Source organism: Pseudonocardia abyssalis (assembly GCF_019263705.2).
GTDB lineage: Bacteria > Actinomycetota > Actinomycetes > Mycobacteriales > Pseudonocardiaceae > Pseudonocardia > Pseudonocardia abyssalis.
This window is the reverse complement of sequence record NZ_JADQDK010000001.1, coordinates 1,930,467-1,956,960: the sequence shown is the minus strand read 5'-3', so window position 1 is coordinate 1,956,960 and position 26,494 is coordinate 1,930,467. Positions and strand designations below refer to the sequence as shown.

Here is a 26,494-nt window from a genome sequence, read left to right as displayed (position 1 = left end):
GGCTTTACTGCCATCCGGGGCGGGGCGGGGCGGGGTGGGTCAGCGGCGGGCGGCTCGGATGTCGGCGTAGACGTCGCGGTGGCGCTGCGCGCTCGCGGCCCATGTGTAGCGCCCGGCCACCGTGTGCCCGGCGGTCCGCAGCCGGTCACGCAGGGCGTGGTCGGTGATGATCCGCTCCAGTGCGGCGGCCAGCGCCGGGCTGTCGCCGACGGCGGGGAGCAGGGCGTCGACGCCGTCGGTGAGGTACTCCCCGAACACCGGCAGGTCGCTCGCGACGACGGGCAGGCCCATGCTCAGCGCCTCCAGCACGACGAGCCCCCAGCCCTCCTTGACCGACGGGAACGCGAGCGCGTCGGCCGCGGAGTACCAGCCGGCCAGCTCGGCCTCGTCGACCGTGCCCAGCTGCACGACGTCGACGCCCAGCTCCAGCCCGAGCGAGGGCAGCGACTCCAGCGCGGCGTCGCGGTAGGCGGTGTAGTCCTGGAAGGAGTGCCCGCCCACGACGGCGAGGACCGGGCGCCGGTCCAGGTCCCGGGCCAGTGAGCCGAGCGCCTCGAAGAGGTGGTGGGTGCCCTTGCGGGGCTCCACACCACCGACGGCGAGCAGCAGGAACCTCTCCCGCGCCCCGACCCGCTCGCGCAGCGCGGCCCGCTGCTCGGCGGTGACCGGCGGGAACCGGGCGGTGTCGACGCCGTTGGGCACGATCTCCGGCGTCACTCCGTAGGAGTCGCGCAGGATCCCGCGCCACTGCTCGCTGACGACGAGCACGCGGTCGGGCTGGTGGATCGCCTTGGCCTGGCAGTCGATGAGGGCCTGCGTGGTGAAGTCGTCGACGTGGTGCACGGTGCGCACGACGGTGACCGGGGCGCCCTCGTCGCGGACCGTCACGGCGGCGCGCGCGGAGATGCAGTCCTGCGGGTGCAGGATGTCGAAGTCGCCCGCGATCGCGCGCAGGCCCTCGGTGAGGGCGTCGATCGCGGCGAACACCCGCTCGTCGAGCGTGCCCGCGCGCTCGCGCACGGGGACGATCGTGTGCGGCACGTCGACGGGGCGGAAGAAGCCCACGTCGGGGTCGCCGAGGGTGACCACGTGCACCGGGTAGCCCTGGCGGTGCAGCTCCTCGGCCAGGCACAGCGTGTGGACGACGCCGCCGCGCGGCTTCGTCGAGTAGGTCAGCAGCGCGACGCCCCGGCTCACACCGCCCGCCCGACGATCTCCGGGTCGCGCGCGGCGATGGCCGCCGCGGCGAGTGCCGCGCGGGCGGCCGTGGCCGTGACCACGCACCCGGCCTCGGTGAACACCCGCCGCTGGGCCTCGAGTCCCTGAGGGTCCTGGTCGGAGCCCAGCACGTAGACGACGACCCGCGGCCCACCGCCGGCGATGATCTCGGCGCAGACCGGGGCCAGCTCGGAGGCCGGGTCCGGGTGGGCGCCGTGACCGAGCACGACGTCGAGCACGATCACCGCCACGTCCGGGTCGGCGCCGTCGGAGCGCAGCATCTCCAGCCGCGCCTCCGGGTCGATCATCGGGTGCGGGCGGCCCTGCGTGTACTCCTCCTCGCCCAGGTCCAGGCAGGTGTGGGCGCCGTCGGGGGCAGGCAGGCCCAGCGCCTTGTCGACGGGGGTGTTGGAGTGCACCTCACCCAGCGCACCGGCCAGGATCACCAGCGCCTCGTAGCAGAGCGTGCCGCCGGAGTAGAGCCCGCGCAGCAGCGTCCGCTCGGCGGGCAGGTCCGCGATCGCGGCGGCCACGGCGTCGCGCAGGCCCTCGGTGGGGTCGGGGGCGGTGCGCCCCAGCGCCTCCAGTGCCCGTACGACACCGGTCTCCAGCGATCCGGCGAGCACGACGCCGTCGGGCACCTCGATCGAGCCGGGTTCGAGCCCGATCAGCGCGGCCACCACCGGCTTCCCGGCCGCGGCGGCGAGCACCGAGCGCGCGACTCCCGCGTCCGGCGGCTTCGAGACGAACAGCACGACCTCGGTGGCGTCGTCGGCGCGCAGGGCGGCCAGCGCCTCGCGGGCCATGATGCCCCCGACCGCCGCGGACATGTCGCGCCCGCCGAGTCCGATCACGTGGGAGACGCCGATGCCCCAGCGGTCGAGCAGCGTCATCGCCTCCTGCGCGCCGGTCCCCGCCGCGGCGACGACGGCGACGGGGCCGGGCGTCACGACGTTGGAGAAGCCGAGGCAGGTGCCCCCGAGCATCGCGGTGCCCGCGCCCGGGCCCATCACCAGCAGGCCCAGTCCGGCGGCGCGCTCCTTGAGCTCGACCTCGGCATCGACGGACACGTTGTCGCTGAACAGCAGCACGTGCAGCCCCGCGGTGAGGGCCTGGTGGGCCTCCAACGCCGCGTAGTCACCGGGTACCGAGACGACGGCGACCGTGCTGTCCGGCGCGAGCTCCAGCGCCTCGCGGACGGTGCGGGCCGAGCGCACCGGCCCGTCCGCGGAGCCGGACGGGGCCCGGGTGAACATCGCCTCCCGGCCGGCCTCGGTGCCGGCGTCCACGGCCTCCTCGGACTCCCCGCGCACCGCGATGAACAGGTCGCCCGCTCCCGCACCCGACCACTCGCCCGCGTCGAAGCCCTCCGTGCCGAGCGTGTCGAGGTTGGCCGGGGTGGCCATCGCGGCCGACGCCCACTCGACGCCGTCGACCTGGCGCATCGTCCGGGTCCCGGAGAGCTGCACGACCGAGTCGAGGTAGGTGTCGCGGAACAGCGTCACCTTCTGGGCACTCACAGCGCGGCTCCGATCGGAGAGTGTGCGGCGAGGATCCGGGTCCCGGCCTCACCGTCGTGGTCGGGATCCAGCGAGGCCCGCACGTGCGCGACGTCCGTGATCACCGCGGCCTGGCCGCCGTGCCGCACGAAGTCGATCGCGGCGGCCATCTTGGGGCCCATGCTGCCGGGCGGGAACTGCCCGTCGTCGTGGTGGCGCTGGGCCTCGTCGACATCGATGTCGAGGATGGAGCGCTGCCGGTCGGTGCCGAAGTCGAGTGCGACACGGTCGATGTCGGTGATCAGGACGAGGGCGTCGGCGCCGAGCTCGGTCGCGACGAGACGGGCCGTGAGGTCCTTGTCGATCACACCGTCGACGCCGCGGTACCCCCCCGCCTCCTCGACGACCGGCACGCCGCCCCCACCGCAGGTCACGACGATCATCCCCTGGTCGACGAGCGCGCGCACCGCGTCGATCTCGAGGATGCGCCGCGGGGCGGGCGAGGCGACGATCTGGCGGTAGCCGCGCCCGGAGTCCTCCACGATCGCCCAGCCGCGCTCGGCGGCGAGCCGCTCCGCCTCGTCCTTCGCGAAGAACGGTCCGATCGGCTTGGTCGGCTTCCCGAACGCCGGGTCCCCGGCGTCGACGACGACGTGGGTGACCATCGCGAGCACGGCGGGCGGGGCCTCGCTCACGACCTCGTGCAGGGCGAGGACGAGCAGCGTGCCGAGCTGTCCCTGGGTCATCGCCCCCTGCACGAACAGGGGGAGGGCGGGTACCTCCTCGGCCGCCTCGTGCTGCTGGATCGCGAGGTTGCCGACCTGCGGTCCGTTGCCGTGCACGACGACGACGACCCAGCCGGCGTCGCGGAGCTCGCAGATGGCCTGGGCCATGGATCGGGCGTTGGCCGCCTGCTCGGTGTGCGTACCGGCCTGGCCGGCGCGGATGATGGCGTTGCCCCCGAGGGCGACGACGGCGGTCCTCGGCATGTCTCGTACTCCAGCCGTACAGGATGATGATGGCAAATCAACTATAGTGGATGAACCTGGGTGAGTGGAGGATCGGCGTGCACGGAGCAGCGGCAGAGGAAGCGGCGCAGGCCCGGTGGCGGGCCGCGGAGGACCGGCTGTACCCGGTGGCGATGAGCGATCCCGACGGCTACCGCAGGGGACTGGAGTCCGTGCAGGCCCTCGTGGGTGAGCTTCGTCGCACCACCGGTTCCCTCGACGACCTGATCGCCGTCGAGGCCGACCCGCAGGCCCTGCTGGCCGCGCTGCCCGCCGACCGTCCGGGCCTCCCCGTGGACCTGCTGGTGGGAGCCGCGTGCGGGACCCGGGCCCGGGAGGTCCTCGCCGAGCGGGAGGGGGAGCGTCGGGCGTCGGTGATCGCCACCGCACGGGCCGAGGGCAGGCCGTGGGCGGTGCTGCAGGGTCCGGAGCGGATCGAGGAGCTCTACGGCGGCTCGACGGTCGCGACCCACCTGCGGACCGGCCGCACGCTGATGGCGGCGGTCGACCCGTACGCGGGCGCCGAGCCGTACCGGTTGCAGGAGTTCGGTGCCGACGGTGAGCCGGGCCGGGATCGGGGGTTCGCCGATGCCGCCGCGTGGGTCGCGGAGCGGGACCGCTGGCGCGCCGAGATCGAGTCCTCTTGACTGATCACGACGGGAAGGGTCTCCTATACGACATGACCGCTCTCTATAGTGAATCCTCGTCGACGGGGCGGAGCACGGGCGTGGACGTCACCTCGCTGATCATCGACCTGCAGAGCGTCGGTCTCCGCGTCGAGGCGCCGGTCGAGTCCCGGCGCGGGGGAGCGGGTCCGTCCGACTCCGGGATGCTGTGGATCGAGGGCGTGCCGGTCACCGTGCCCACGCAGACCGACGGGCCCTCCCCGTACGTCCTGAAGGCCGAGGACGACGGCCAGGGCATCTACCGCGACGGCGTCAAGCTCGCCTCGGTCGCCACCAGCAACCGGCCCCGGTTCTACGACATGACCACGGCCGACGGCGTGCCGTACTGGAAGATCGCGCTGCTGCACCTCGACTCGCTGGCCAGCACCGTCCTGCAGACCTGCAACTACTGGGGCAACTCCGACCAGTGCAGGTTCTGCGGCATCGGCGTCTCGCTCGACTCCGGGCGCACCATCGCGAAGAAGACCCCGGCGCAGCTCGCCGAGGTGGCGGTCGCCGCGCGCGACCTCGACGGCGCCGTCGACGCCACCCTCACCACCGGCAGCACCCGGGCCCCCGACCGCGGCGCCTACTACGTCGCCGAGTGCGGTCGGGCCGTCAAGGAGGCGTCCGGGCTGCCCGTCGAGGTGCAGTTCGAGCCGCCGCACGACCTCGCGGTGCTCGACCGGGTCCACGGCTCGGGCGTCGACGCCGTGGGGATCCATGTGGAGTCCTTCGACCCGAAGGTGCTCGCGCACGTCGCACCGGGCAAGTTCCGGACGGGGATCGAGACCTACTTCCGGACCTGGGAGCGGGCCGTGGAGCTGTGGGGTCCCGGGCGCGTGTCGACCTACGTCATCCTCGGCATGGGTGAGGACCCGGACCTGACGATCGCCGCGTGCAAGCGCGCCGTCGAGATCGGCGTCTACCCGTTCGTCGTGCCGCTGCGGCCCGTCGCCGGTTCGCTGATGGAGGAGGTCGCCCCGCCGACCGCGGAGTACACGGAGCGGGTCTACCGCAAGGTCGCGGGCTACCTGGAGGAGCGCGGCATCGGGGCCGACACCGCCGTCGCCGGGTGCGCGCGTTGCCAGGCCTGCTCCGGGATCAACGGCCTGCAGAACGAGCTCAGCGGGGGCAAGCCGCTCCTGCAGATCGGCTCCCGACCGGCCGGAGCGTCATGAGCAGGGGCCGGGCGTGACGCGTGTGCTAGGCGCGCGGGCGCAGGTGTCGTGCCGCGTCGCCGACGACGACGACGACCTGGCCGCCCACCACCGCGTCCGGCACGCCGTCTTCGTCGCGGAGCAGGGGATCTTCCCGGAGTCCGACCGGGACGCCCATGACGACGACCCGGCCACCCTGCACGTGCTGGGGCTCGTCGACGGCGAGCCGGCGGGCACGGTGCGCCTGTTCCCGCTCGGCGGCGGGCTGTGGCAGGGCGACCGGCTCGCCGTCCTCACGGCACACCGCACGTCGGGCCTCGGCGGGCCGCTGGTGCGCTTCGCCGTCGCCACCGCGGGTGCGGCGGGCGGGGTGCGGATGATCGCCCACATCCAGCCGCCCAACGAGCGGTTCTTCCTCCGGCTGGGCTGGACCCGGATCGGTGACGTCGAGATGTACGTCGGCCACCCGCACCTGCGCATGGAGATCCCGCTGCGCTGACCGGGGTTCACGGCAGTCGCGTGTAGTCCGCCCGCAGTTCCGACGGCAGCGCCCGCGCGATCCGGGCCCTGGCCGCCCTGCGGTCGACCGGGGTGCCCAGCTTGCCGACGAGCAGGTCCGAGCCGATCCGCCCGGCGACGCGCGCGGCGGCCTCGTGACGCCCGAGGTGTGAGAGCGCCAGCGCCTGGTACTTCGGGGAGTCGTGGGTGCGGGCCTCCTCGAACAGCGCCTCGGCCCAGGTGCGGTCGAACCGCGCCCGCATCTCCAGCAGCCGCATCGCCGCCCGCGGCCGGAACGGCAACGAGCGCTCCAGCATCGGCGCGGCCGCCTCCACGCGCGCACCGGCGTCGTCGGGCCGACCGATCAGCAGGTCGCAGTCGGCGAGGGCGAGCAGCGCGTGCAGCTCCTGCTCGAGCTCCAACGCGCCGCCGCCGCGGTGGGCGAGGTCGACGGCCAGCTCGGCGTGCTCGCGCGCCCGGCCGACGTCGCCGAGCTCCTGCCACAGCCAGGACGTGGTGGTCTCGATCCCGGCGCGGTAGAAGCTCACGCCGTAGCCGTCGATCAGGGCGCGGGCGCGGTCGAGCGACCGCAGCGCCCCGGCGAAGTCGCCGACGTCGCCGCGGGCGAGCCCGATGAAGAACAGCGTCTGCAGCAGCGGGCGGAACTGCCCGGTGCGCCGGCACAGCACCGCGGCCCGCTCCAGCACGGCGCGCGCCTCGGTGAACCGGTCCTGGTGCTGCAACAGCGCACCCTGGTACGCGAGCGCCATCGCGGTGGTGGCGTCGCCGGAACCCTCGGGCTCCGAGCGGAGCACCTGCTCGTACGCCGAGCCGGCGGCGGCGTAGTCGCCGTCCCAGTGCCGCACCCGGCCCAGCAGCAGCGTGGCGCTGGGCAGCGCGCCCTTCGCCGCGGCGGCGGACTCGGCCAGCTGCGTGGCGCGCTCGGCCAGGTCGACGGCGCCGAGGACGTCGCGGGCGTAGAGCGCGGTCCAGCCGAGCTGCTCGAGGACCCGGGCCTCCAGCTCCTCGTCGTGCAGCTCACGGGCCAGCACCAGCGCGTGCTCGTGGTCGTCGCGGGCCTCGTCGTGGCGGCCCAGCTCGGTGCGGACCTCGCCGCGGCGCAGCCGCATCACGGCGAGCAGCGCGTGGTCGTCGCTGTGCTCGGCCGCCCCGAGCGCGTCGGTGAGCAACCGCTCGGCCTCGTCGTTGGCGAAGGTCAGGTGGGCGGCGTGCGCGGCGAGCTGCCAGGCCCTCGCCGCCTCGCCCCAGTCGTGTGCCGCCGCGAGGTGCCGGGCCGCCGCCTCCGGCCGCGCGTCGGCGAGCCGGGCGGCGCGGCGGTGCCTGCTGACCCGGATCGGCTCCGGTACGGAGTCGTAGGCGACCGTGCGGACGATGTCGTTGGGGAAGCGGAACCGCTCACCGCGGGTCGCCAGCAGGCCCGCCCGCAGTGCCCGCCCCGCCCGTCCCGCGCAGTCCTCGACGTCGAGTCCGCTCACCGCGGCGACGTCGTCGAGGGCGAAGGCCCCGCCGAGGACCGCACCGAACGCGAGCAGCGTGGTGACGTCCTCGCCGGCGTGCTCCAGCCGCTGCGCGACCGCCTCGTGCAGCGAGCCGGGGATGGCGAGGGTCCCCGTGCCCGACGTCGGGTGGGCCAGGAGCTCGGTGACGAACAGCGGGGACCCGCCCGTCCACGCGTAGAGCTTCGCGACGTCGTAGGCCAGACCGGACCCGCGGACCAGCTCGGCCACGGCCGGCTCGGCCAGCGGCCCGACCTCGTGCACCTCCGCCACGTCGCGCAGCGCCGCGGCGACCGACGGGTCCTCCCCGGTGCGCTCGGTGACGACGACGAGGATCCGGCCGCGCGACTGGTGCGTGGCGAGGAAGTGCAGCGCCTCGACGGTCGACGCCCCGGCGTGCTGCAGATCCTCGACCACCAGCAGCACGGGCCGTTCCTCGGCGAGCCCGCCGAGGAACGTGGCGAGCGCCTCCAGGCTCCTGCGGTGCTCCAGTTCGGCACCGACCCGCTCGTAGGGCTCCGGTCCGGTGCTCGTCGCGATCTCCGGCACGAGCTCGATGAGCGTGCCCAGCCACTCGCCGGCCAGATCGCGCACCTGCTGCGGCGCCATCCGCTCGACGCCCCCGCGCACCGCGTCGAGCAGCGGCTGCAGGTACAGCGACCGCTCCGCCTCCCGGCACCAGCCCGTGAGCACCAGTGCACCGGACTGCCGGGCCCGCGCCGCGAGCGCCTCGACCAGCGCGCTCTTGCCGATCCCCGCCTCGCCGACGACCAGCACCGGCCCCGACCGCCCGTCGACGGCCTCGTCCCAGCGCGCGACCAGCCCGCTCAGCTCGCTCTCGCGGCCGACGAGGGGGGTCGGTTCCGGGACCGGTGCGGGCGCGCCACGACGGGGTGGGGCCTTCCCGGCGCGCAGGACGGAGAGGAACAGCGTCTGCGTGGCGGGGGAGGGGTCGGCTCCGAGCTGGTCGGCGAGCGCGGTGCGCAGGGCCCGGTAGACGAGCAGCGCCCGACCGGACTCCCCGGCACGCCGGTGTGCCGTCATCGCGGCCCGGGACGCCTCCTCGTCGAGCGGGTCGTCGCGCAATGCCTCACCGGTGACCTCGACGACGGTGCGGTGCTCACCGAGCTCCGACGCCGCGGACCACCAGGCGTGGCGGGCCCGGCGCACCTGGTGCTCGGCGAGCAGGCGCACCTCGGCGGTCCACGGGGCGTCGCGCTCCTCGGTGAGCGGGCGCCCGACCGTGAGCAGCGCGGTGGCCCGGCGCGCGGCCGCTGCCGCGGGGGCGAACCGCCGTGCCGCGAGCTCCTGCTCGGCCGCCACGACGAGGTCGCGGGCCTCGAACAGGTCGACGCTGGTGCGCTCGTCGAGCACGAGGCGGTAGCCGCTGGGCCCACCGTCGAGCCGTTCGCGACCCAGCGCGCGGCGCAGCCTGCTCACCAGCACCGCGATGTTGCGCTCGGCGTGGTCGGGCGGCCGCGCCCACAGGACGTCGATCAACACGTCGACGGGCACGAAGCGACCGTCGTGCGCGGCGAGCACCTTGAGCAGCCGCTGGGCCTGACCGGCGGGCGGCGCCTCGTGGAGGTCGCCGTCGACGCGGAAGGTCCCGAGCAGGGACAGCCTCAGGCGACCGGTTGACACCCCGGGGATCCTATCCCCGTCCGCGCGCCGGGATAGGATCCCCGGGATCCGGAAGGGGTTCGTGGATGAGTGGGCACTCCAAGTGGGCGACGACGAAGCACAAGAAGGCCGTCATCGACGCCCGGCGCGGCAAGATGTTCGCCAAGCTGATCAAGAACATCGAGGTGGCCGCGCGCACCGGCGGCGGTGACCTGGACGGCAACCCCACGCTCTTCGACGCCGTCCAGAAGGCCAAGAAGAGCTCGGTGCCCAACGACAACATCGACCGTGCGCTCAAGCGCGGGTCCGGCCAGGACGCGGGCGGCGCCGACTACCAGTCGATCACCTACGAGGGCTACGGCCCCAACGGCGTCGCACTGCTCATCGAGTGCCTCTCCGACAACCGCAACCGCGCCGCCACCGAGGTCCGGGTGGCGATGACGCGCAACGGCGGCGCGATGGCCGATCCCGGCTCCGTCGCGTACCTGTTCACGCGCAAGGGCGTCGTGATCGTGCCGAAGTCGGGCGACCTGACCGAGGACGACCTCCTGCTCGCGGTCCTCGACGCGGGCGCGGAGGAGGTCAACGACCTCGGCGAGAGCTTCGAGGTGATCTCGGAGGCCACCGACCTCATCCCGGTCCGCACGGCACTCGTCGACGCCGGCATCGACTACGACTCCGCCGACCCCACCTTCGTCCCGTCGATGAGCATCGAGCTCGACGTGGAGGGTGCGCGCAAGGTCTTCCGCCTCATCGAGGCGCTGGAGGACAGCGACGAGGTGCAGAACGTCTACGCGAACTTCGACGTGAGCGACGACGTGATGGCCGAGGTCGGCTGACCGACCGGCCCGACCGCGCAGACCGGGGAACGCCGCGCAGGCCGCCGGTGGTCTGCGCGGTGACCACGGGGTCTGCGACGTGGGGCGGCGGCCGGGGTCAGCGGGCCTCCACCGCGGCGATCGCCTCCTCGGCGACGTCCGCGGGCAGGCGCGGGGCGACGCCGGGCTTGAGCCCCTGCACCACCTCGGCGTAGAACGCGTCGACCGCGGCGTTCACGCTCGGGATGAAGCCGTTGCGCAGGCCGTTGCGCTTCGTGCCGAGCGGGGAGCAGAGCGTCAGCCGGAACCCGCGGACCTCGGCCGTGGGGTCCGGGAGCAGCGCGGCGGGCCGGTCGCGGACGTCCTTGAGCTGCTCGCACGACGTCTGCTCGCGGCGGGCGAACAGCACCTCGACGGTCAGCGCACCGGGAGCGGACCCGAGCTGGCGCAGGACGAAGTTCACGCGCTTCGTGGCGCCGCCGTCGCGCGGGGCGTCGAGCGGGACGGTGGTGCGGATCTGCCCGGTGCGCAGGTCGGCGACGACCTCGACGACGCCGATCGCGCCCGGGATGCGCAGCGTGGTGCGGAGCGTGCCGGTCGTCGCCAGCTCGACGACGGCGGCCTGGGCCCGGGCGGCCGCGTCCCGGGCGACCCGGCGCGGGAACACCGGCGCGACGGTCACGCCGAGCTGGCCGGTCAGCCGCAGGCACAGGTGGCGCACCAGCTTGTCCCAGGACGCGACGACGCCGCCGATCTTGCGGTCGGTCGGGCGCAGCGTGCCCGCGGCGACGGCCTCGCGGACCGGCACCCAGCCCAGCCCCATGTCGTCGAAGCCGGCCGCGCCCGAACGGGGGTGCTCGAGGTAGCGGATCAGCTCGGCGAGCAGCCACGCCTGCATCCGGTCGTCGACGCCGCGGTGCGCGAGCTGCATCTGCGCCTCGTGCAGCACCTCGGACCAGGAGATGTGGTGCAGCGTGACCTTGCGGAGCTTACGGCTGTCGATGTCGAGGGGGTGCGCGCCGCCGGTCGGGGTCAGGTCGTTCGACAGCGTGATCACGGCGTCGTAGCCCTGCTGGCGGGCCAGGTCGAGGTAGCTGTCGACCTGCTCGCGGCGCAGCTCGCTCGACCCGGTCTTGACCTCCAGCAACGCTGTCCAGATCCGGCCCGCCCGCGCCACGCGGATGACGGCGTCGGGCCGGACCGTGCGCTCGTCGAGGGAGAACGGGACCTCGGGGTAGGTCTCGATCGTCCCGGCCGGGCCGCCGAACCGCGACACCAGCGCCCGGCCGAAGTCGCGGACGGCCATCATCGTCGCCATCAGGGTGGAGGTCGCCCGCTTCTCCTGCTCCTCGCCGGTGCCCACCCCCGACACGGAGAACAGGCGCGCGGGCTGCCAGCTGGGGTCGACGGCCAGGGTCAGGGGCGGCAGGGCCGAGCCGGTCGTGCGGCGCTTGCGGGTGCGGACGCCGCGGGCCGGGCGCCGGGTCGCGGCGGTCTCCGCGCTGGGCGCGTCGACGGCCGGCACGTCCGGGGGCAGGAGCTCGTCCAGCGCCGGGCCGGTCACGAGTCCGTCGCCGTCCTGCCCGCTCTCGGGCTCCCCGTCACGGACGTCGTCGACCCCGCCCTCGTCGACCCCGCCCTCGTCGACCCCGCCCTCGTCGACCCCGCCCTCGTCGACCCCGCCGTCGTCGACGATCGCGTCGAGGGCGGCCTCGGTTTCCGGGGTGCCGATCGCGGTGTCGAGCGGGTCGGGCCCGGGCTCCGCGTCCTCGATGCGGATGCCGTGGTCGGTCGCGAGTCCGGCGAGGCCGGAGTCCCAGCCCTGCCCGACGGCGCGGAACTTCCACTCCTGCCCGCGGGCGTAGATCTCGCCCAGCACCATCGTGGTCTCGCTGCCGGCTCCGGCGATGTCGTACCGGGCGGCGGGTGTGCCGTCGGTGCCGAGTAGGACCAGCCCGATGTCGCCGAGGTCGCCGAAGCCGGTCGCCTGGCTCGCGGGGTCGATGCTGGCGGCGATGAGGATGCGCTCGACGTCGGCGGGCAGGGACTCCAGGTCCACCGCGACGCTGTCCTCCGCGGCCGCGTCGTCGGAGCGCTTCCCGAGCAGGCGCACCGCGCCGTCCGCGGCCACGGGGGCGTTGTAGAAGACGAAGTCCTCGTCGGACCGGACCTGGCCGTCGGACCCCAGCAGCAGTGCCGACACGTCGACGTCGGTGCCGCCGACCGGGTCCGACCAGCGCACGACCGCCTGCAACCGCCCCTCCCCGTCGGCGGAGCGCGGGAGCAGCGAGACGTTGGCACCCTTGGCGAGTACATGGTCGGTCACCCACAGCCATCGTCGGACGGGACGAAAGGGTTACGGCGACCGGTTCCGCCCGACCGCGCAGACCGGGGCGCGCCGCGCAGGCCGCCGGCGGTCTGCGCGGTGACCACGAGGTCTGCGACGTGGGGCGGCCGGGGTCAGCGGGTGCGGAACACCGCCACCCGGGCCGGGCGGACGGAGCGGCCGGCGGCGTCCAGGCCGGGTTCGAGGAGTCGGGCCACGGTGCGGTCCTGGGCCGGGTCGTCGGTGGGGACCAGCTCCGCCGCCTCCATCTGCGTTCCGCGGAACGCGTCCCCCGGCGCCGGGACGACGAGGGTGCCCCCGCGTCCCACCACCAGCCGCTCCAGCCCGGCCGCGACCGCGGTGAAGGCGTCCCGTTCGCGGCGGGATCGGGCGGTGGCGGCGCAGGCGAGGGTGTCGCGGTGCAGGGCGTGCAGGTCGACGAGCAGCGGGACGTCGGGGCCGGTGGCCGCGGGGGCGTCGGCGAGTGCCGCGATCGCGGCGGACTGACGGGTCAGCAGGCGGGCGATGTCGTCGATCTTGTCGGCAAGCTCACGCACGCTCCGACGGTATCGCTACGCTCCCGCCGTGGCCGTCCACGGTATCGATCTCGGAACCACGAACTCCGCCATCGCGCGCACCGGCCCGGACGGGCGGCCGCAGGTGCTGGCCGGGATGTCGGGGGAGCCCACCACCCCGTCGGTGGTGCTGTTCGCCTCCGGCACCGAGCACGTCGTGGGGGAGGGGGCGCGGCGCGAGGCCCGGCTGGACCCCGAGCACGTGTGCGCGCTGGTCAAGCGGCGGATGGGCGACGCGGAGTGGCGGTTCGTCGCCCACGGCACGGGCTGGTCGGCGCCCGCGGTGTCGTCGCTGATCCTCAGGTCCCTCGTGGCCGACGCCGGGTTCGCCTCCGGGGAGACCCCGACGTCCGCGGTGATCACCGTCCCCGCCTACTTCGGTGACGAGGAGCGCCGCGCCACCGTCCTCGCCGGGACCTACGCCGGTCTCGACGTCGTCGAGGTGCTGTCCGAGCCGATCGCCGCCGCGCTCGCGTACGGGTTCGGCCGGCTCGACGGGTCCCCGGAGCTGTCCAAGGGGGCGGCGCACGAGACCGTCCTCGTCTACGACCTGGGCGGCGGCACGTTCGACGCCACCGTCATCGAGCTCGCCGACCGCCGCATCTCCGTGCTCGCCGTCGAGGGCGACCACCAGCTCGGCGGTGCCGACTGGGACGAGCGCATCGCGCTGCACCTCGCCCGCCGCTTCTGCGAGGACAACCCCGACGCCGAGGACCCGATGGACGACGCCGTCGGCACCCAGGCGCTCGTCCTCGCCGCGGAGCGCGCGAAGCACCGGCTCAGCGACGCCACCAGCACCGACGTGGTCGTCACCCACGACGGCGCCCGCGCGACCGTCACACTCACCCGGGCCGAGGTGGAGGCGATGACGGCGTCGCTGCTGCGGCGCACCGTCGACCTCACCCGCTCCTGCCTCGCCGAGGCCGCCCGCCGCGGCGTGCCGCGCGTCGACCGGGTGCTGCTCGTCGGCGGCTCCTCGCGCATGCCCGCCGTCGCCGACGCCCTGCTCACCGAGCTCGACCTCGACGCCCGGCTGCACGACCCCGACCTCGCCGTCGCCCGCGGCGCCGCGCTGTACGGGGAGAAGAAGGAGCTGGAGCGGATGGTCGCGGCCGACCTGCGCACCCGCGGGCGCCTGCGCGACGGTGCCCCGCTGGAGGACGCCGCGCCCGCCGACCTCGACGACGCCGCCCGCCGCGTCGCCGACGCCTACGCCGTGCCGCTCGCGCAGGTCCGACGGGCGGTGGAGATCCGCGTCGACACCGTCGTCTCGCGCGGGTTCGGCGTGCTCGCCGTCAACGCGATGGCCGGGCGGCTGGAACCGACCTGGCTGGTGCACCGCAACGACCGCCTCCCGATCCGCACCAGCCGCAGCTTCGGCACGATGCGCGCCGACCAGTCCGTCATCGCGCTCACCGTCGTCGAGCAGCAGGGGCAGGCCGAGTCGTCGCGGGCGGAGGACGCGAAGGTGCTGGTGGAGGGCCAGATCACCGGCATCCCGCCCGGCTACGACGAGGGCGCCGAGGTGCGGGTGGTCTTCGAGATGGGGTTCGACGGGGTCCTGCACGTCACCGCGTCGCACGTCGAGGCCCGGCTGCCGCTCACCCTCACCGTGACGACCGGCGCCACGCTCTCGCAGGCGGAGGTGGCCCGCGAGCGCGACAAGCTGGGCAGGCAGCGCCGCCGTGAGTGAGTTCGCCCCCGGCGACTACCGCAAGCGCGTCCTGGCGGTCGTCCTGAAGCGCGGCGGGCCGGAGACGTCGGACCCGTTCGAGCTCTACGACCTGCCGCTGGACGACGACCCGGGCGACGCCGCCGTCGCCGCACGCGTCGCCGACGTGTGGGGCGCGTGGCAGCGGATGCGCGACCACCCCAAGTACCGCGTGCTGGTCGCCGAGCTGGTGGCCGGGCACGACGCCCGCTCCGCCGAGGTGCTCGACGGCGGGCGTCGCCGCACCGCGGCCGCGCGGGTCCGGGCGCAGCGCGAGCAGCGCGACGCCGGGCGCTACGCATTGCTCGACGCCGCGATCGCCCGGCTCGTCGACCGGCACCGCGGCGTCCCGGCCGACAAGGTCGAGGGCCTGCACGAGGTCGGGGCGCTGGCCGGGCTCGCCCGCGACGAGGTGACCGCGCGGCTGCGCCGGCACCGGGTCGTCGGGTCGGGACCGGCGGCGCCGGGCATCGCGCCCGAGCGCCGCCGCCAGGTCCGCGCCCTGCTCGACGAGTTCGGCCGGCTCACCGACGCCCCCGCCCCGCCGACGCTGCTCGGCCTGCTCGGGCTCGACCCGTCGGCGTCGGAGCGGCAGGTGCGGGCCGGGGCCGCGGCGTGGCGCTCACGCGCCCGCGAGCTGCCGCCGACGCGGCTGCGCACGGTCGTCGACGAGCTGCTCGTGCACGTCGCGGAGCTGGTCGAACCGGGGTCCGCGGCGGTCGCGGGCTACCTCGACGCCGTCGCGGTCGACGTCGCCGAGCACCTGCGCCCCCGCGTGCGCGCCGCGGTGCTGGTGGAGGACCGGCTCGTCGCCGAGGACCACGAGCACCTGCTCGACGAGGCCCGCGCCCTCGGCCTGGACGACGTGCGCGCCCGCCGGGTCCTCGCCGACGTCGCCGCGGAGCTGGGGGCGCCCATCGAGCAGAGCGGCCCGCCGCCACCACCCCCGGACCGGCCGCGCGGGCGCGAGTGGGAGGCCCCGCTCAAGGCCGCCCGCGCCGCCCTGCGCGGGGGCCGCCCGACCGAGGCCCGACGGCTCGTCGGCGACGCGCAGCGCGTCGCCGGGACCGACGGGGCGACCCCGGTGCGGGCCGTCGCCGACGAGATCACCGCCGTGCTCGACGAGGCCGCCCGGCGGTGGCAGGCCGCGGTCGCGGCCGTCGCCGCCCGCCGGTCCACCGAGGCGCTGGAGCACCTGGAGCACCTGGGACGCACCGCGGCCGACGTCCCCGGCCCGGGCGGCGCCGACCTCGACCGCCTGCTTTCCGCGGCCCGGCGCGACGTCGCCCGCGCCGACGCGGCGGTGGCCGCCGCCGTCGGCGGTCCGCCCGCGGACCGGGCCGCGGCCCTGCTCGCGGTGCTGGACACCTGCCCCGGCCACCCCGGGGCGCAGGCCGCGCTCGCCGCCGTCCCGGTGGCCCCGCCGGCGTGGGTCCGGGCCGCCCGCGACGGCCGCGGCGACGTCCTCGTCGTCTGGGAGCCCTCGCCCACGCCGCAGGTGCGCTACAAGGTCTCGCGGCGCCGTCCGGACGGGACGTGGCAGGTGGTCGGGCGCGTCACCGACACCTCCGTCCTCGACGGCGGCGCACCACCGGCCGTCGAGGCTCCGGTGTACGCGGTGGAGGCGGTACAGGCCGGGCGCAGCTCGGCGGCGGTGCGGTCGGACGAGCAGACGCCCCCGAGCACGCCGCCCGCCCCGGCTCCCGCCGCGGGCCCGCCCGCTCCGACCCGGGTCCGCGCCGAGCGCCTCGCCTCCGGGTCGGTCCTCGTGCGCTGGGACGGGCCGGCGGGCGCCGAGTTCCGCGTCCGCTGCGCCCTGCCCGACGGCCGCTGGCGGGTCGTCGGACGCACCCGCGAGCACCGGATCGAGGACGGCGGCGCCCCCGACGGCCCGGTGCCGGGCTACACGGTCAGTGCGGCCGTCGACGGCGGGCGGTCCGCAGAGACGGCCTCCTCGGGCTGACCCGGGCACACTGGGCGGCGCACTCCGTCCGTGGTGACCCGTACCGGCTACCGTGGCGGCGCGTCGCACGCGCTATTCGGGACTTCGACAGGGGAACAGGACCATCAGGACATGAACCTTCGCATCTTCGGCTGGTCGTACGCGGTGACGATCGTGTCGCTCGTCATCGCCTTCCTGTACGGCGGCTGGACGGCGCTGATCCTCTGCGCGATCCTCGGCGTACTCGAGATCTCGCTGTCGTTCGACAACGCGGTCGTCAACGCCACGATCCTCGAGCGGATGAGCGAGTTCTGGCAGAAGATCTTCCTCACCATCGGCATCTTCATCGCCGTGTTCGGCATGCGGCTGGTGTTCCCGCTGGTCATCGTGGCCGTCACGGCCGGACTGAACCCGGTGGAGTCGTTGACGCTGGCGCTGGAGCAGCGCCCGGAGAGCGACCCCACCAGCTACGCGGCGCTGCTCGACGAGGCGTACCCGCAGATCGCCGCGTTCGGCGGCATGTTCCTGTTCATGCTGTTCCTGGACTGGATGTTCGAGGACCGCGACATCAAGTGGCTGCAGCCGATCGAGAAGTTCCTCTCCCGCATCGGCCAGATCGAGCGGATCTCCATCGTCATGGCCGTGCTCGCGCTGGTGCTGCTCTCGCAGTTCCTCGCCGAGGACCCCGCCGTCGTGCTGCTCGCCGGATCGCTCGGGCTGATCACCTACCTCGCCGTGCAGGGTCTGGGCCAGTTCTTCGAGCAGGCAGGCCAGGCGCAGATGGAGGAGGTGGAGGGCGAGGACACGGCGCCGTCGACGAACGGCGGCCCGAGCAACCTCGCGAAGGCGACCGGCAAGGCGGGCTTCTTCCTGTTCCTCTACCTCGAGGTCCTCGACGCCGCGTTCTCCTTCGACGGGGTCATCGGCGCGTTCGCGATCACCCCGGACCCGATCATCATCGCGCTGGGCCTCGGCCTGATCGGCGCGATGTTCGTCCGCTCGCTCACCGTGTTCCTGGTGCGCAAGGGCACGCTGGCCGACTACGTCTACCTCGAGCACGGCGCGCACTGGGCGATCGGCGCGCTGGCGGTCATCCTGCTGGTCGGGATCGGCTACCACGTCAACGAGATCCTCACGGGCCTCATCGGCGTCGCGTTCATCGGTGCCGCGCTGCTGTCCAGCATCCTGCGCAACCGCAGGCTGGCCGCCGAGGGTGTCGACACGCACAAGTCGGCCGACGAGCTGGCGGCGAAGTGACCGTCAGCCTGCAGAAGGGTCAGAAGGTCTCGCTGGCCAAGCGCGGCGGCGGCGCCCTGTCCGTCGTCCGCATGGGGCTGGGCTGGGACGCGGTGAAGAAGCGCGGCCTGTTCGGTTCCAGGAGCCAGTCGATCGACCTCGACGCCTCGGCGTTGCTGTTCGACGCGGGCAGCCAGCTGGTCGACGCCGTGTGGTTCCGGCAGCTGCGCAGCAAGGACGGCTCCGTGCAGCACACCGGCGACAACCTCACCGGTGCGGGCGACGGCGACGACGAGTCCGTGATCGTCGACCTCGCCCGGCTCTCACCCGCGGTCGCGCAGATCGTGTTCACGGTCAACTCGTTCACGGGCCAGGACTTCTCGCAGATCGAGAACGCGTTCTGCCGCCTGGTCGACGAGACGACGAACGAGGAGCTGGCCCGCTACGAACTCTCCGGCTCGGGGAAGCACAACGCGCAGATCATGGCCAAGGTCGCGCGCGACGGGCAGGGCGGCTGGAGCATGACCGCGATCGGCGCGATCGCCTCCGGCCGCACGTTCCAGGACCTGCTGCCGGCGACGGCGGCGCACCTGTAGGTCGTGCGCGGAAACGGTGGGCCCGGCCACCGTTTCCGCGCACGTGCTTCAGAGATCGAACTCCGCGGGCGAGATGCCGACGGCGAGGCACGCCTCGCGCACGGCCTGCTGCTCGTCCTTGTCGAAGTCGCCGTCGGCCCCGCCGACGATGATCCCGACCTGGATGACGGCCCGGGCCGCGGGCTGGTCCTTCTTCAGCTTGCCGATCGTGGCGATCGCCTCGAGCTTGCCGAAGTCGTAGTCGGACTCCAGCTTCGAGGCGTAGAACGTGAAGTGGTCCTGCAGCTCGCTCGGCGGGAACACCTTCAGCGCCTCGTTGCTGCCGATGAACCCGGCGGTCTTGCGACGCTCCTCGGCACTGATCGTGCCGTCGGCGGCGGCGATGAGCGCGCACATCGCCATGCTCGCCTTCGCGAAGTCCTTGGTCTTGAACTTGGCGACCTCGGTGGTGGCCGTGGCCTGCAGGCCGGCCATCTTGGTCTTGAGCTGGTCGAAGAAGCCCATGGTGTCGCAATCGTCCCTTCGTCGGAGGGTTCACACCCTGCCACGCGCCGGTGATCGGCCCTGCACCGCCGACGCCTGCACTGCCAACTCCCGGAGCACCCCCAGGAGTTCCGCCCCGGCCGCGCCACCCGTCGCGGCGGTGACGACCAGTCCGTCGCGGGTCCAGCCGGTGTCGTGCAGCTCGCCGTGGGCGGGGCGGACGGCGTGGTCGGCGGCGTCGAGGAGGTCGGCGTCGAGCAGGGAGTCGCCCGCGGCGAGGAGAGCGCGCGCGCCGAGCCGGGTGGCGACCTCGCGGGCGGCTGCGGACTTCGTCAGCGTCCGCGGCACCGCGTAGACCTTGCGGCCCTGCAACGACACCGTCCACCCGCGCTCGCCGCACCAGCCGGTGAGGTCGCGCACCCAGCCGTCGGGGACGTCAGCGCGCTCGACGACGGCGTAGCAGAACAGCTCGCTCGCGGTGCGCCGGTTGAGCACGAACGCCCCGCTGACGGCGTCGAGGTGGGCCTGCACCTGCGCCAGCGGCGCGCACTCCGCCAGCCGCTCCCGCACGACGTCGGCCCAGTCGGGGTCGGGCACGCCGTCGACGAGCAGGTGCCCGCCGTTGGCGGCGATCGCGTACCGCGGCGGCGGGCCGGGCAGGTGCACGCGGGCGAGCTGCTCGGGCGTCCGCGTCGTCGTGGGGACGATCTCGGCGGCCTCGCGCAGTGCGTGGAACGCCACCACGGCGTCCTCGGTCATGAACGACAGCGGGGCGTTGCGGTAGACCTCGACGCACAGCAGGCGCGGGGCCTCGTGGTCGGGCATCCGCAGGTCCAGCGAGCGCGCGGAGTAGATGACGGTGCGGTCGAGGTCGAGGCACGCGACGACGCTCATCGGCTCGCGGCCAGCCCGTCGGCCCCGGTGGCGCCCCGGGTGTAGCGCGGGTGGATGAGCCCGACGCAGCTGTAGGGCAGGTCGTCGACCTCCTCCACCGGCACGCCGCGCTGCGCCGCGAGCAACCGGACGTGGGCGAGATCGGCCTCCGGGGCGCCAGCGCGCGTCAGCACCTTCCACGGGACGCGGCGCAGCAGCACGCGGGTGGTCTCGCCGACGCCGGGCTTGACCAGGTTGACGTCCCCGATGCCGTACGCGTCGACGATCCGCTCGACCGCGGCCCAGCCGGCGTGGTCGGGCTCACGGTCGGCGGGTCCGGTGGTGCCGGCGAGCTGTGTGTCGGTGACGCCGGGGAACTCCGCGGTGACGGCGTCGAGGAACGCGTTCGAGACGTCGGAGCCGGCGAGCTCGGCGTAGAACTTCGCCCCGTGGTACTGCCCGGGGCCGATCAGCCGGTCGTTGAGCACGGTCCGCGAGACCAGCCCGGAGACCGTCGAGTTCAGGCACGCCGAGGCGATCAGCCAGTCGTCGCGGGTGCCGAAGGTGCGGGCACAGCGACCGGGGTCGGCGAGGACGGCGAGGTCGGGATCGAAGCCCCGCCCGTCGCGCCCCAGCGCATCGGCCAGCTCGCGGTTGATCGCGCCCTTGCCCGTCCAGCCGTCGACGAACACGACGTGCGCGGGATCGTGGTGCGCGGCGAGGTGGTCGAGGGCGACGGTGTCGATGCCGCGGCCGCGGACGATCGACACGGCGTAGTGCGGCAGCTCCAGGCCGTGCCGGGCCGCGGCCCAGCGGCGCAGCAGGATCCCGACGGGGGTGCCCGCGCGGGCCAGGGAGGCGAGGACGACGTCGGGGCCCCGCTCGCGCAGGATCAGTTCGGTGACGGTGCCGACGGCCTGCGCGAGCCGGGCGGCGGTGGCGGCGAGCGCGGAGCGGTAGACGTCGAGGTAGGCCGCGTCGGGCTGGAACTCCACCGGCAGCGACTCCGCGTAGTGCGCGCCGCCGCTCTGGATCGCCTCCTCGCGCTCCTCCGTCGGCGCCTCCAGCTCGACGCCGGACAGGTCGGTGAGCAGCCACGCGACCTCGTCGGGGGCGTAGCTGCCGAACGCGGGGCCCCGTAGGGGATCGGGGGTCATGGCGTGATCACCAGCGTGGTCCTCCTGGTCAGGGGGGCGAGTGCGGCGAGCAGCCCGTCGTGCAGGGCGGGAGTGTCGGCGGACGGGTCGACGACGACGACCACGTGGTCCCAGCTCCCCGGCCCGCCGAGGTTGTAGGCGAAGCGCGGCCCGGGGCCGTCGGCCGGGTCGTCGTGTGCTCCGAAGGTGAGCCCGGTGCGCAGGGCGTACCCCGGCTCGTCGACGACGACGGCGGGGGAGCGGGTGGTGGTGGAGAACCGGACCGCGCAGCCGGCGTCGGCGAGGGTCTGGGCCAGGCGCAGCGGGAGCGCCATGAGCTCCTCGGTGCCGAGCACCAGCGTGCTCTCGCCCGGCCGGGCGCCGAGGGAGCGGGCGAGGGCGGGCAGGGCGGCGTCGAGGGCGCGGTGGTGCTCGGCGAGGAAGCCGTGGCGGCCCCCGACGGGCAGCCCGTCGGGCCACCCGCACCCACCGAGCACGACCCGGGTCGTCTCACCCCGGGTCGTCTCACCCCGGGTCGCAGTGGGGTGGCTCTGCTCCGACCCGGTTGCAGTGGAGCCACCCCACTGCGACCCGGCCGGGGCGACAGGTCGCCGGGCGGGGTCCGCCAGCGCTGCCCGGACCTCCGCTACCCGCTCGTGCACGTCCGGTGGCACCGTCACCTCGGCCCGGCACAGCGCCACCACGTCCAGGCGCGCGCCCAGGGCGGCCACCCCGTCGACCAGGGTGTCGTCCGGGCGGGCGTCCACCAGCGTCGCCACGACGTAGCGCGCGCGGGGGTGGGTCGCGTGCAGGGCGGTGATGGTGTTGAGGACGGTGCGCCCGGTGCTCAGCTCGTCGTCGACCAGCACCAGTGGGCGGTCGCCGCGGAGCAGGTCCGGGTCGGCGGGGAGCAGCAGGTGGTCGGTGGCATGCGAGTGTTCCTCGCTGAACCCGCCCGCCGCGGAGAACCCGTCGACGGGACGGCGGGTGGAGTGCAGGTAGTCGGCGGTCAGGGCCTCCGCGACGCAGTGCCCGAGCGCTGTCGCGGTCTCCGCGTAGCCGAGCACCAGCGCGTCGACGGACGTCCGCCCCGCCCCCGCCGTCAGCCCGAGGGTGATCGCGGCGCTGCGGTCCCCGCCGACGGCCGCGTGCAGCAGGTCGACCGGCAGCGGGCGCGGATCGCGTCCGGCCAGGACGTCGGCCACCAGGCCGCCGAGCAGCAGCCCGGCCGCACGCACCAGCCGCGGGTCGGTCGGCACGTGCTTGCCCAGCACGCGGGACACGAGCAACTGGGCGCGGCGCGGGTTGCGCCGCAGCGCGAGCCCGAGCAGGACCGCGGGGTCGGCGCCGGGCCCGATCGCGCGGACGTGCACGCCGATCCGGTCGGTGAGGGGGGACGTCGAGAGAGTCACCTGCGCAGTGTGTGTCACTTCGGCGTGTGTCACCTCGGCAGGCTGGCGGCCAGCAGGTCGACGAACGAGACGCCCTCGCGCGCGACGCCGAACACCTGCGCGCGCAGCGCGGTGAGCCGCGCCCAGGCCATGTGCGGGCGGATCTCGTTCATCTTGTTGCCGTGCCCCGACGCCATGACCCCGCTGCCGCGCCCGGCGCCGAGCACCGCCGTGGCGTCGCGGTACTCCTCCGACGACACCACCGACAGTGCGTTGACGACGGCGACGTGGCTCGGGTGGATCGCGGTCTTGCCGTGCAGCCCGTTGGCCTTGTCCATCTCGACCTCGCGGATCAGACCGTCGATCGCCCTCGACACGAGCCTGCTGCGCAGCTCGCGCTCGTCGTGCTCGTCGAACGGGGCCTGCCGCAGCTGTGGCTTGAAGATCCGCTCCGCGGCGGCGTAGTACTCCCAGACCGGTCCGGTGACGGTGAACCCGGTCCCGTCGGCGCGGCCCAGCACGTTGACGACATCGGCGATCAGGTTGCTCACGACCTTGACGTCGTAGATCGTCAGCTCGGGGGAGCGGCGCAGCCCGTAGAGGGCGCAGAGGTCGGTCGCGCCGAGTCGGACGGCGAGGATGCGGGCGCGGTCGCGGTGTAGCAGGGCGCGCAGCCGCGTCAGCTCGTCGACGCGCGTCTCGGCGTAGAGCACCGCGCCCGACTCGATCACCGGCATCGCGAGCAGCCTGCGCCCGCCCCGGACCGGGTCGACCAGCCGGTCGGCGGCGTCGAGGGCGTGCAGGTAGTCGGTGCCCGAGAGAGCGGTGAACTTGGGCAGCACGAAACCGTCGAGGACGCGCACGGCCGCCCCCAGGCGGGCGACGAGGGCCGGCATCTGCCGGGGGTCACGGACCCGGACGAACAGCAGGGGCAGCTCGGCGCCGGGGTCGGCGTGCAGTTCGGTGAGGGCGCGGACGAGGTTGTCCTCCGCGAGCTCCACCTGCTCGTCGGCGATGGAGTCCTCGAGGCAGACGACCACCGACGTGACGCCGGCGGACGCCTGCTTCGTGACGTCGGCGACCAGTGCGGGCCGGTCGGCCGGCATGTAGAGCGTGGCGCCGAGGCCCACCGAGAGCAGGTCGTGCCCGCTCTCGCGGGAGAACCGCTCCGGCGGCCGCTCGAACAGCTCGTCCTGGTCGGACGCGCTCAGGAACCCGAAGTGCCTCATCGCAGTGCCCCTCTCGCAACGGAGCCACTGCGTTGTGGCGCTCCCTACCGTCGTGTCACTTGCGTCCGCGGGCCCATTCCATGCCCCAGCCGTACGCCTTGTCGACGTCGGCCTGACCGCCCCGGATGTAGCGCACCTCCCGGTTGACGACGAGCTCGCCGCCGCGGTTCTCCAGCAGTGCGATCACGCACGTCGGAGAGCCCGTGTCGGCCTCGTCGAGCCGGACCTCGATCTCCGGCCCGGCCGTCGGGAACAGGGTCACGACACCGTCGGCGCTCGCCCAGTTCGGCGTACCCTCGTAGATGAACGTGAACACCAGGATGCGGCGGATCTCGTTGATCCGCGACAGGTCGATGAACATGTTCTCGCCGCCGACGTTCGATCCCGAGCGGTCGTCGCCGTCGAGCCGGATGATCGGTGCGCCCTGGTACGGGGCCTGGAACGCGTTGCCCAGGGCCTGCACCACGCCCTTGGTGCCGTCGGTGAACTCCCACAGGCACGCCAGGTCGAGGTCGACGCCTCCGCCGCCCCCGCCCGTCAGCTTGCTGAACAGCCCCTTCTTGGCCGGGGCCGCGCCGGTGCTCCACTGCAGGTTGACCCGCAGCTGACCGCTCCCGCCGCCGCCCTTCTTCAGGGAGATGCTGGGCGCCGACTTCGTCAGGGTGACCTTCGACAGCGACACCCCACCTCCGCCCGCGGGCCCGGCTGCACCCGCAGGTGGAGCCGACGCGGGCTGCTCGGGCTTGGACGGTCGCTTGTTGTAGTCGATGGCCACGGCGACCTCAGACGTTGACGCCGAAGTCGCGGGCGATGCCCGCGAGGCCCGAGGCGTAGCCCTGGCCGACCGCACGGAACTTCCAGTCCGCCCCGTTGCGGTAGAGCTCGCCGAAGACCATGGCGGTCTCGGTGGAGGCGTCCTCGGTGAGGTCGTAGCGGGCGATCTCGGCGCCGCCGGCGGAGTTCACGACGCGGATGAACGCGTTGCGGACCTGGCCGAAGCTCTGCGAGCGCGTGTCGGCGTCGTAGATGCTGACCGGGAAGACGACCTTGTCGACCTCGGCGGGCAGGCCGGCCAGGTTGACCTTGACCTGCTCGTCGTCGCCCTCGCCCTCACCGGTGAGGTTGTCGCCGGTGTGCTCGACCGTGCCGTCGGGCGTGGTGAGGTTGTTGAAGAAGATGAAGTGCTTGTCGGAGACGGCCTTGCCCTCCGCGTTGAGGACGATCGCGGAGGCGTCGAGGTCGAACTCCGTGCCGGTGGTGGTGCGGACGTCCCAACCCAGGCCGACGATGACGTCGGTGAGGCCGGGGGCCTCCTTGGTGAGGCTGACGTTTCCACCCTTGGTGAGGCTGACTCCCACGTACTTGCTCCGAATCTGTAGCGGGGGGCTCGTTCCCCCCAGTTCTCGCCCTGCCCATCGCGCTCTGCACAGCCGAGTCGAACCGGGCCGAGCATATCGGGACGGACCGGACCCGCTGTCAAGATGCCAAACGGTGAACGACGACCGGTGGTTCCCGCCTACGGTGCCCGATATGGAGCAGTTGCGGGTGGACCGGCCGGGCCCGGAGCACGCGGGGGAGCTGTGGACTGTCCAGCGCGCCGCCTACGTCACCGAGGCCCAGCGCTACGACGCCCCCCGGATCCCCCCGCTGCTGGAGACGCTCGACGAGGTGCGCGACGACCTCGCAGGGGACGTCCCCGCGGCCGCGGCGTGGCTCGGGCCGCGACTTGTGGGGTCGGTGCGCGGGCGCGTCGGGGTCGGGCGGATGGAGATCGCGCGGCTCACGGTGGCGCCCGACGTGCAGCGGCGCGGGGTCGGCCGGGCCCTGCTGACGGCGGTGCACGCGGCGGCCCCGCCGTCGGTCGTGCGGTTCTGGCTGGTCACGGGCGCGCGCAGCGACGACAACCGGCGGCTCTACGCCGCGGCGGGCTACCGCGACGCCGGGACCGTCGTCGACTCGGCGGGGGTGGAGCTGGTGCGGATGGAACGGAGGCGCTCCTGAGGTATCAGCACGGTGTGGTCACGGCCCTTGAAGTGGTCCCCGCGCGGCGATGAGACTTCCGGTCGCCGTCGGGGTGCCTCGTTCGTCGCGCCTGGCCGGGCCCGCGGGTCCGGCGGATCGGAGATCGCACCATGAGCACCCCGTCGGGTCCGCCCCCGGGCTGGTACCGGGCCGCGGACGGCCGCTGGTACCCGCCGCCCGCGCAGCGGTACGCGCCGCCACCGCAGCAGTACGCGCCGCCACCGCAGCGGTACGCGCCGCCACCGCAGCGGTACGGGCCGGCGCCCACGCCACCGCCCGCTCCGCGCCGTCGCGGCCCGGGCCGCGCGCTGCTCGTCGTCGGGGCGGTGGTGCTCGTCCTCGTCGTGCTCGGCGCGATCGCGCTCAACCGGCTCGTCACGGGGATCGGGGAGGGTGTCGGGGGGCTGGCCGGTGGCGCCGACTGCGCCGCGGTGTCGACCGACGCCGTCGACTCCGCGCTGGGCGGGACCTACGACGTCGTCGAGCTCGGCGCGCTGGGGGCGATCGCCGCGCCCGTGCTGGACTCCCGCGTGCTCGCCGACGCGCCGTCGTGCTGGGCGGTCGAGTCCGGTGACTCCGGCGGGCGGCTGGCCCGGATCGCCCGCTACTCCGGCGCCGACGCCGCGGAGCGGTTCGCCGCCGAGAAGGCGGCCGCGATGGGCACCTCGGAGGACCGCGGCGGCGGGATCACCGTGTCGAGCGCGGCGTACTTCAACAAGGACGTGGCGGCCGGGGACGAGGCGTTCTGCACCACCGGCGACTTCACCGCGTCGGCCGGGGTGCTGGTGCGCACCGGGGACCTGCTGGTCTACGTCTCGACCACCGCCGCGGGCGACGGCGCGGAGTCGATCCCGGACATCGACTTCGACCAGGCGGGCGGCGCGTCGGACGCGATCCGGTTCGGCACCGACGACGCCAACTGCGACCGGGCGGTGGCGCTGGCGACCCAGGTGCGGTGAGCGGTTCTGT

Annotated in this window: 23 protein-coding genes; 10 read left to right on the top strand and 13 right to left on the bottom strand. The window is 74.3% G+C overall.

Translation table 11 applies throughout. The features are described from left to right. Positions 1 to 39: 39 nt before the first annotated feature. From I4I81_RS09345 to I4I81_RS09335, 3 genes are read right to left on the bottom strand one after another with little or no spacing between them, the layout of a single operon-like run. Positions 40 to 1,197 (bottom strand): MSMEG_0565 family glycosyltransferase, encoded by a 1,158-nt coding sequence (locus tag I4I81_RS09345; protein WP_218615968.1) that lies wholly within the window; start codon positions 1,195 to 1,197, stop codon positions 40 to 42. Continuing rightward, entirely contained in the window at positions 1,194 to 2,738 is a 1,545-nt protein-coding gene (locus I4I81_RS09340; RefSeq protein ID WP_218605018.1) for an AllF/FdrA family protein, read from the bottom strand. The genes I4I81_RS09345 and I4I81_RS09340 overlap by 4 nt, the downstream gene beginning before the upstream one ends. Then, positions 2,735 to 3,706: a carbamate kinase gene (locus I4I81_RS09335; RefSeq protein ID WP_218605019.1), complete on the bottom strand. Its 972-nt coding sequence runs from the start codon at positions 3,704 to 3,706 to the stop codon at positions 2,735 to 2,737. Before I4I81_RS09335 ends, I4I81_RS09340 begins: the two co-directional genes overlap by 4 nt. A gap of 50 nt (positions 3,707 to 3,756) precedes the next feature. Here I4I81_RS09335 and I4I81_RS09330 point away from each other — a divergent pair, with 50 nt between their 5' ends. The 3 genes from I4I81_RS09330 (at position 3,757) to I4I81_RS09320 (ending at position 6,048) form a co-directional block, all read left to right on the top strand. Further along, positions 3,757 to 4,371, top strand: a complete 615-nt coding sequence (locus I4I81_RS09330; protein ID WP_218605020.1) for a hypothetical protein — start codon at positions 3,757 to 3,759, stop codon at positions 4,369 to 4,371. A gap of 80 nt (positions 4,372 to 4,451) precedes the next feature. Continuing rightward, positions 4,452 to 5,570: an MSMEG_0568 family radical SAM protein gene (locus I4I81_RS09325; protein WP_226363847.1), complete on the top strand. Its 1,119-nt coding sequence runs from the start codon at positions 4,452 to 4,454 to the stop codon at positions 5,568 to 5,570. 13 nt (positions 5,571 to 5,583) lie between these two features. After that, positions 5,584 to 6,048 carry an MSMEG_0567/Sll0786 family nitrogen starvation N-acetyltransferase gene (locus I4I81_RS09320; protein WP_218605022.1) on the top strand — a complete coding sequence of 155 codons (465 nt, stop codon included), beginning with the start codon at positions 5,584 to 5,586 and terminating at the stop codon, positions 6,046 to 6,048. 7 nt (positions 6,049 to 6,055) lie between these two features. Here I4I81_RS09320 and I4I81_RS09315 read toward each other — a convergent pair whose 3' ends face one another. Continuing rightward, positions 6,056 to 9,208 (bottom strand): ATP-binding protein, encoded by a 3,153-nt coding sequence (locus I4I81_RS09315; protein ID WP_218615967.1) that lies wholly within the window; start codon positions 9,206 to 9,208, stop codon positions 6,056 to 6,058. Between the two features lie 65 nt (positions 9,209 to 9,273). Here I4I81_RS09315 and I4I81_RS09310 point away from each other — a divergent pair, with 65 nt between their 5' ends. After that, positions 9,274 to 10,026 (top strand): YebC/PmpR family DNA-binding transcriptional regulator, encoded by a 753-nt coding sequence (locus I4I81_RS09310; protein ID WP_218605875.1) that lies wholly within the window; start codon positions 9,274 to 9,276, stop codon positions 10,024 to 10,026. 97 nt (positions 10,027 to 10,123) lie between these two features. On the opposite strand, the gene I4I81_RS09305 is transcribed toward I4I81_RS09310, so the two are convergent. Continuing rightward, positions 10,124 to 12,331 carry a TerD family protein gene (locus I4I81_RS09305; protein ID WP_218615966.1) on the bottom strand — a complete coding sequence of 736 codons (2,208 nt, stop codon included), beginning with the start codon at positions 12,329 to 12,331 and terminating at the stop codon, positions 10,124 to 10,126. Between the two features lie 134 nt (positions 12,332 to 12,465). Further along, positions 12,466 to 12,888: a nucleotide exchange factor GrpE gene (locus I4I81_RS09300; RefSeq protein ID WP_218603248.1), complete on the bottom strand. Its 423-nt coding sequence runs from the start codon at positions 12,886 to 12,888 to the stop codon at positions 12,466 to 12,468. 28 nt (positions 12,889 to 12,916) lie between these two features. Here I4I81_RS09300 and I4I81_RS09295 point away from each other — a divergent pair, with 28 nt between their 5' ends. From I4I81_RS09295 to I4I81_RS09280, 4 genes are all read left to right on the top strand, one after another. After that, a complete protein-coding gene (locus I4I81_RS09295) occupies positions 12,917 to 14,599 on the top strand; it encodes an Hsp70 family protein (protein WP_218603249.1) in 1,683 nt (560 codons plus the stop codon). Continuing rightward, positions 14,592 to 16,580 carry a hypothetical protein gene (locus tag I4I81_RS09290; protein ID WP_218603250.1) on the top strand — a complete coding sequence of 663 codons (1,989 nt, stop codon included), beginning with the start codon at positions 14,592 to 14,594 and terminating at the stop codon, positions 16,578 to 16,580. The genes I4I81_RS09295 and I4I81_RS09290 overlap by 8 nt, the downstream gene beginning before the upstream one ends. Positions 16,581 to 16,691: 111 nt before the next feature. Beyond that, positions 16,692 to 17,816, top strand: coding sequence for a DUF475 domain-containing protein (locus I4I81_RS09285; protein WP_218603251.1), 1,125 nt, complete (start codon positions 16,692 to 16,694; stop codon positions 17,814 to 17,816). Then, positions 17,813 to 18,391 carry a TerD family protein gene (locus tag I4I81_RS09280; RefSeq protein ID WP_218603252.1) on the top strand — a complete coding sequence of 193 codons (579 nt, stop codon included), beginning with the start codon at positions 17,813 to 17,815 and terminating at the stop codon, positions 18,389 to 18,391. Before I4I81_RS09285 ends, I4I81_RS09280 begins: the two co-directional genes overlap by 4 nt. A 48-nt stretch (positions 18,392 to 18,439) precedes the next feature. Here the strand turns inward: I4I81_RS09280 and I4I81_RS09275 are convergent, their stop codons facing one another. Genes I4I81_RS09275 through I4I81_RS09245 form a run of 7 tightly spaced genes read right to left on the bottom strand, consistent with a single transcriptional unit; the run spans position 18,440 to position 24,861 of the window. After that, positions 18,440 to 18,895 carry a tellurite resistance TerB family protein gene (locus I4I81_RS09275; RefSeq protein ID WP_218603253.1) on the bottom strand — a complete coding sequence of 152 codons (456 nt, stop codon included), beginning with the start codon at positions 18,893 to 18,895 and terminating at the stop codon, positions 18,440 to 18,442. Between the two features lie 30 nt (positions 18,896 to 18,925). Then, the gene (locus tag I4I81_RS09270) at positions 18,926 to 19,768 is read right to left on the bottom strand and encodes an HAD family hydrolase (RefSeq protein WP_218603254.1); all 843 of its coding nucleotides are present in this window, start codon (positions 19,766 to 19,768) and stop codon (positions 18,926 to 18,928) included. After that, the gene (locus tag I4I81_RS09265; RefSeq protein WP_218603255.1) at positions 19,765 to 20,904 is read right to left on the bottom strand and encodes a cysteine protease StiP family protein; all 1,140 of its coding nucleotides are present in this window, start codon (positions 20,902 to 20,904) and stop codon (positions 19,765 to 19,767) included. The genes I4I81_RS09270 and I4I81_RS09265 overlap by 4 nt, the downstream gene beginning before the upstream one ends. Continuing rightward, a complete protein-coding gene (locus I4I81_RS09260; RefSeq protein WP_218603256.1) occupies positions 20,901 to 22,295 on the bottom strand; it encodes a phosphoribosyltransferase family protein in 1,395 nt (464 codons plus the stop codon). Before I4I81_RS09260 ends, I4I81_RS09265 begins: the two co-directional genes overlap by 4 nt. Positions 22,296 to 22,324: 29 nt before the next feature. Beyond that, the gene (locus tag I4I81_RS09255) at positions 22,325 to 23,503 is read right to left on the bottom strand and encodes an HpcH/HpaI aldolase/citrate lyase family protein (protein ID WP_218603257.1); all 1,179 of its coding nucleotides are present in this window, start codon (positions 23,501 to 23,503) and stop codon (positions 22,325 to 22,327) included. Positions 23,504 to 23,558: 55 nt separating this feature from the next. After that, positions 23,559 to 24,278 carry a TerD family protein gene (locus tag I4I81_RS09250; protein WP_218603258.1) on the bottom strand — a complete coding sequence of 240 codons (720 nt, stop codon included), beginning with the start codon at positions 24,276 to 24,278 and terminating at the stop codon, positions 23,559 to 23,561. Between the two features lie 7 nt (positions 24,279 to 24,285). Further along, positions 24,286 to 24,861, bottom strand: coding sequence for a TerD family protein (locus I4I81_RS09245; protein WP_218603259.1), 576 nt, complete (start codon positions 24,859 to 24,861; stop codon positions 24,286 to 24,288). Between the two features lie 172 nt (positions 24,862 to 25,033). On the opposite strand from I4I81_RS09245, the gene I4I81_RS09240 reads away from it, so the two are divergent. Next, entirely contained in the window at positions 25,034 to 25,504 is a 471-nt protein-coding gene (locus I4I81_RS09240; RefSeq protein WP_218603260.1) for a GNAT family N-acetyltransferase, read from the top strand. Between the two features lie 131 nt (positions 25,505 to 25,635). Beyond that, complete coding sequence (locus I4I81_RS09235; protein WP_218615965.1) at positions 25,636 to 26,484, top strand: hypothetical protein; 849 nt, start codon at positions 25,636 to 25,638, stop codon at positions 26,482 to 26,484. Positions 26,485 to 26,494 lie beyond the last annotated feature (10 nt).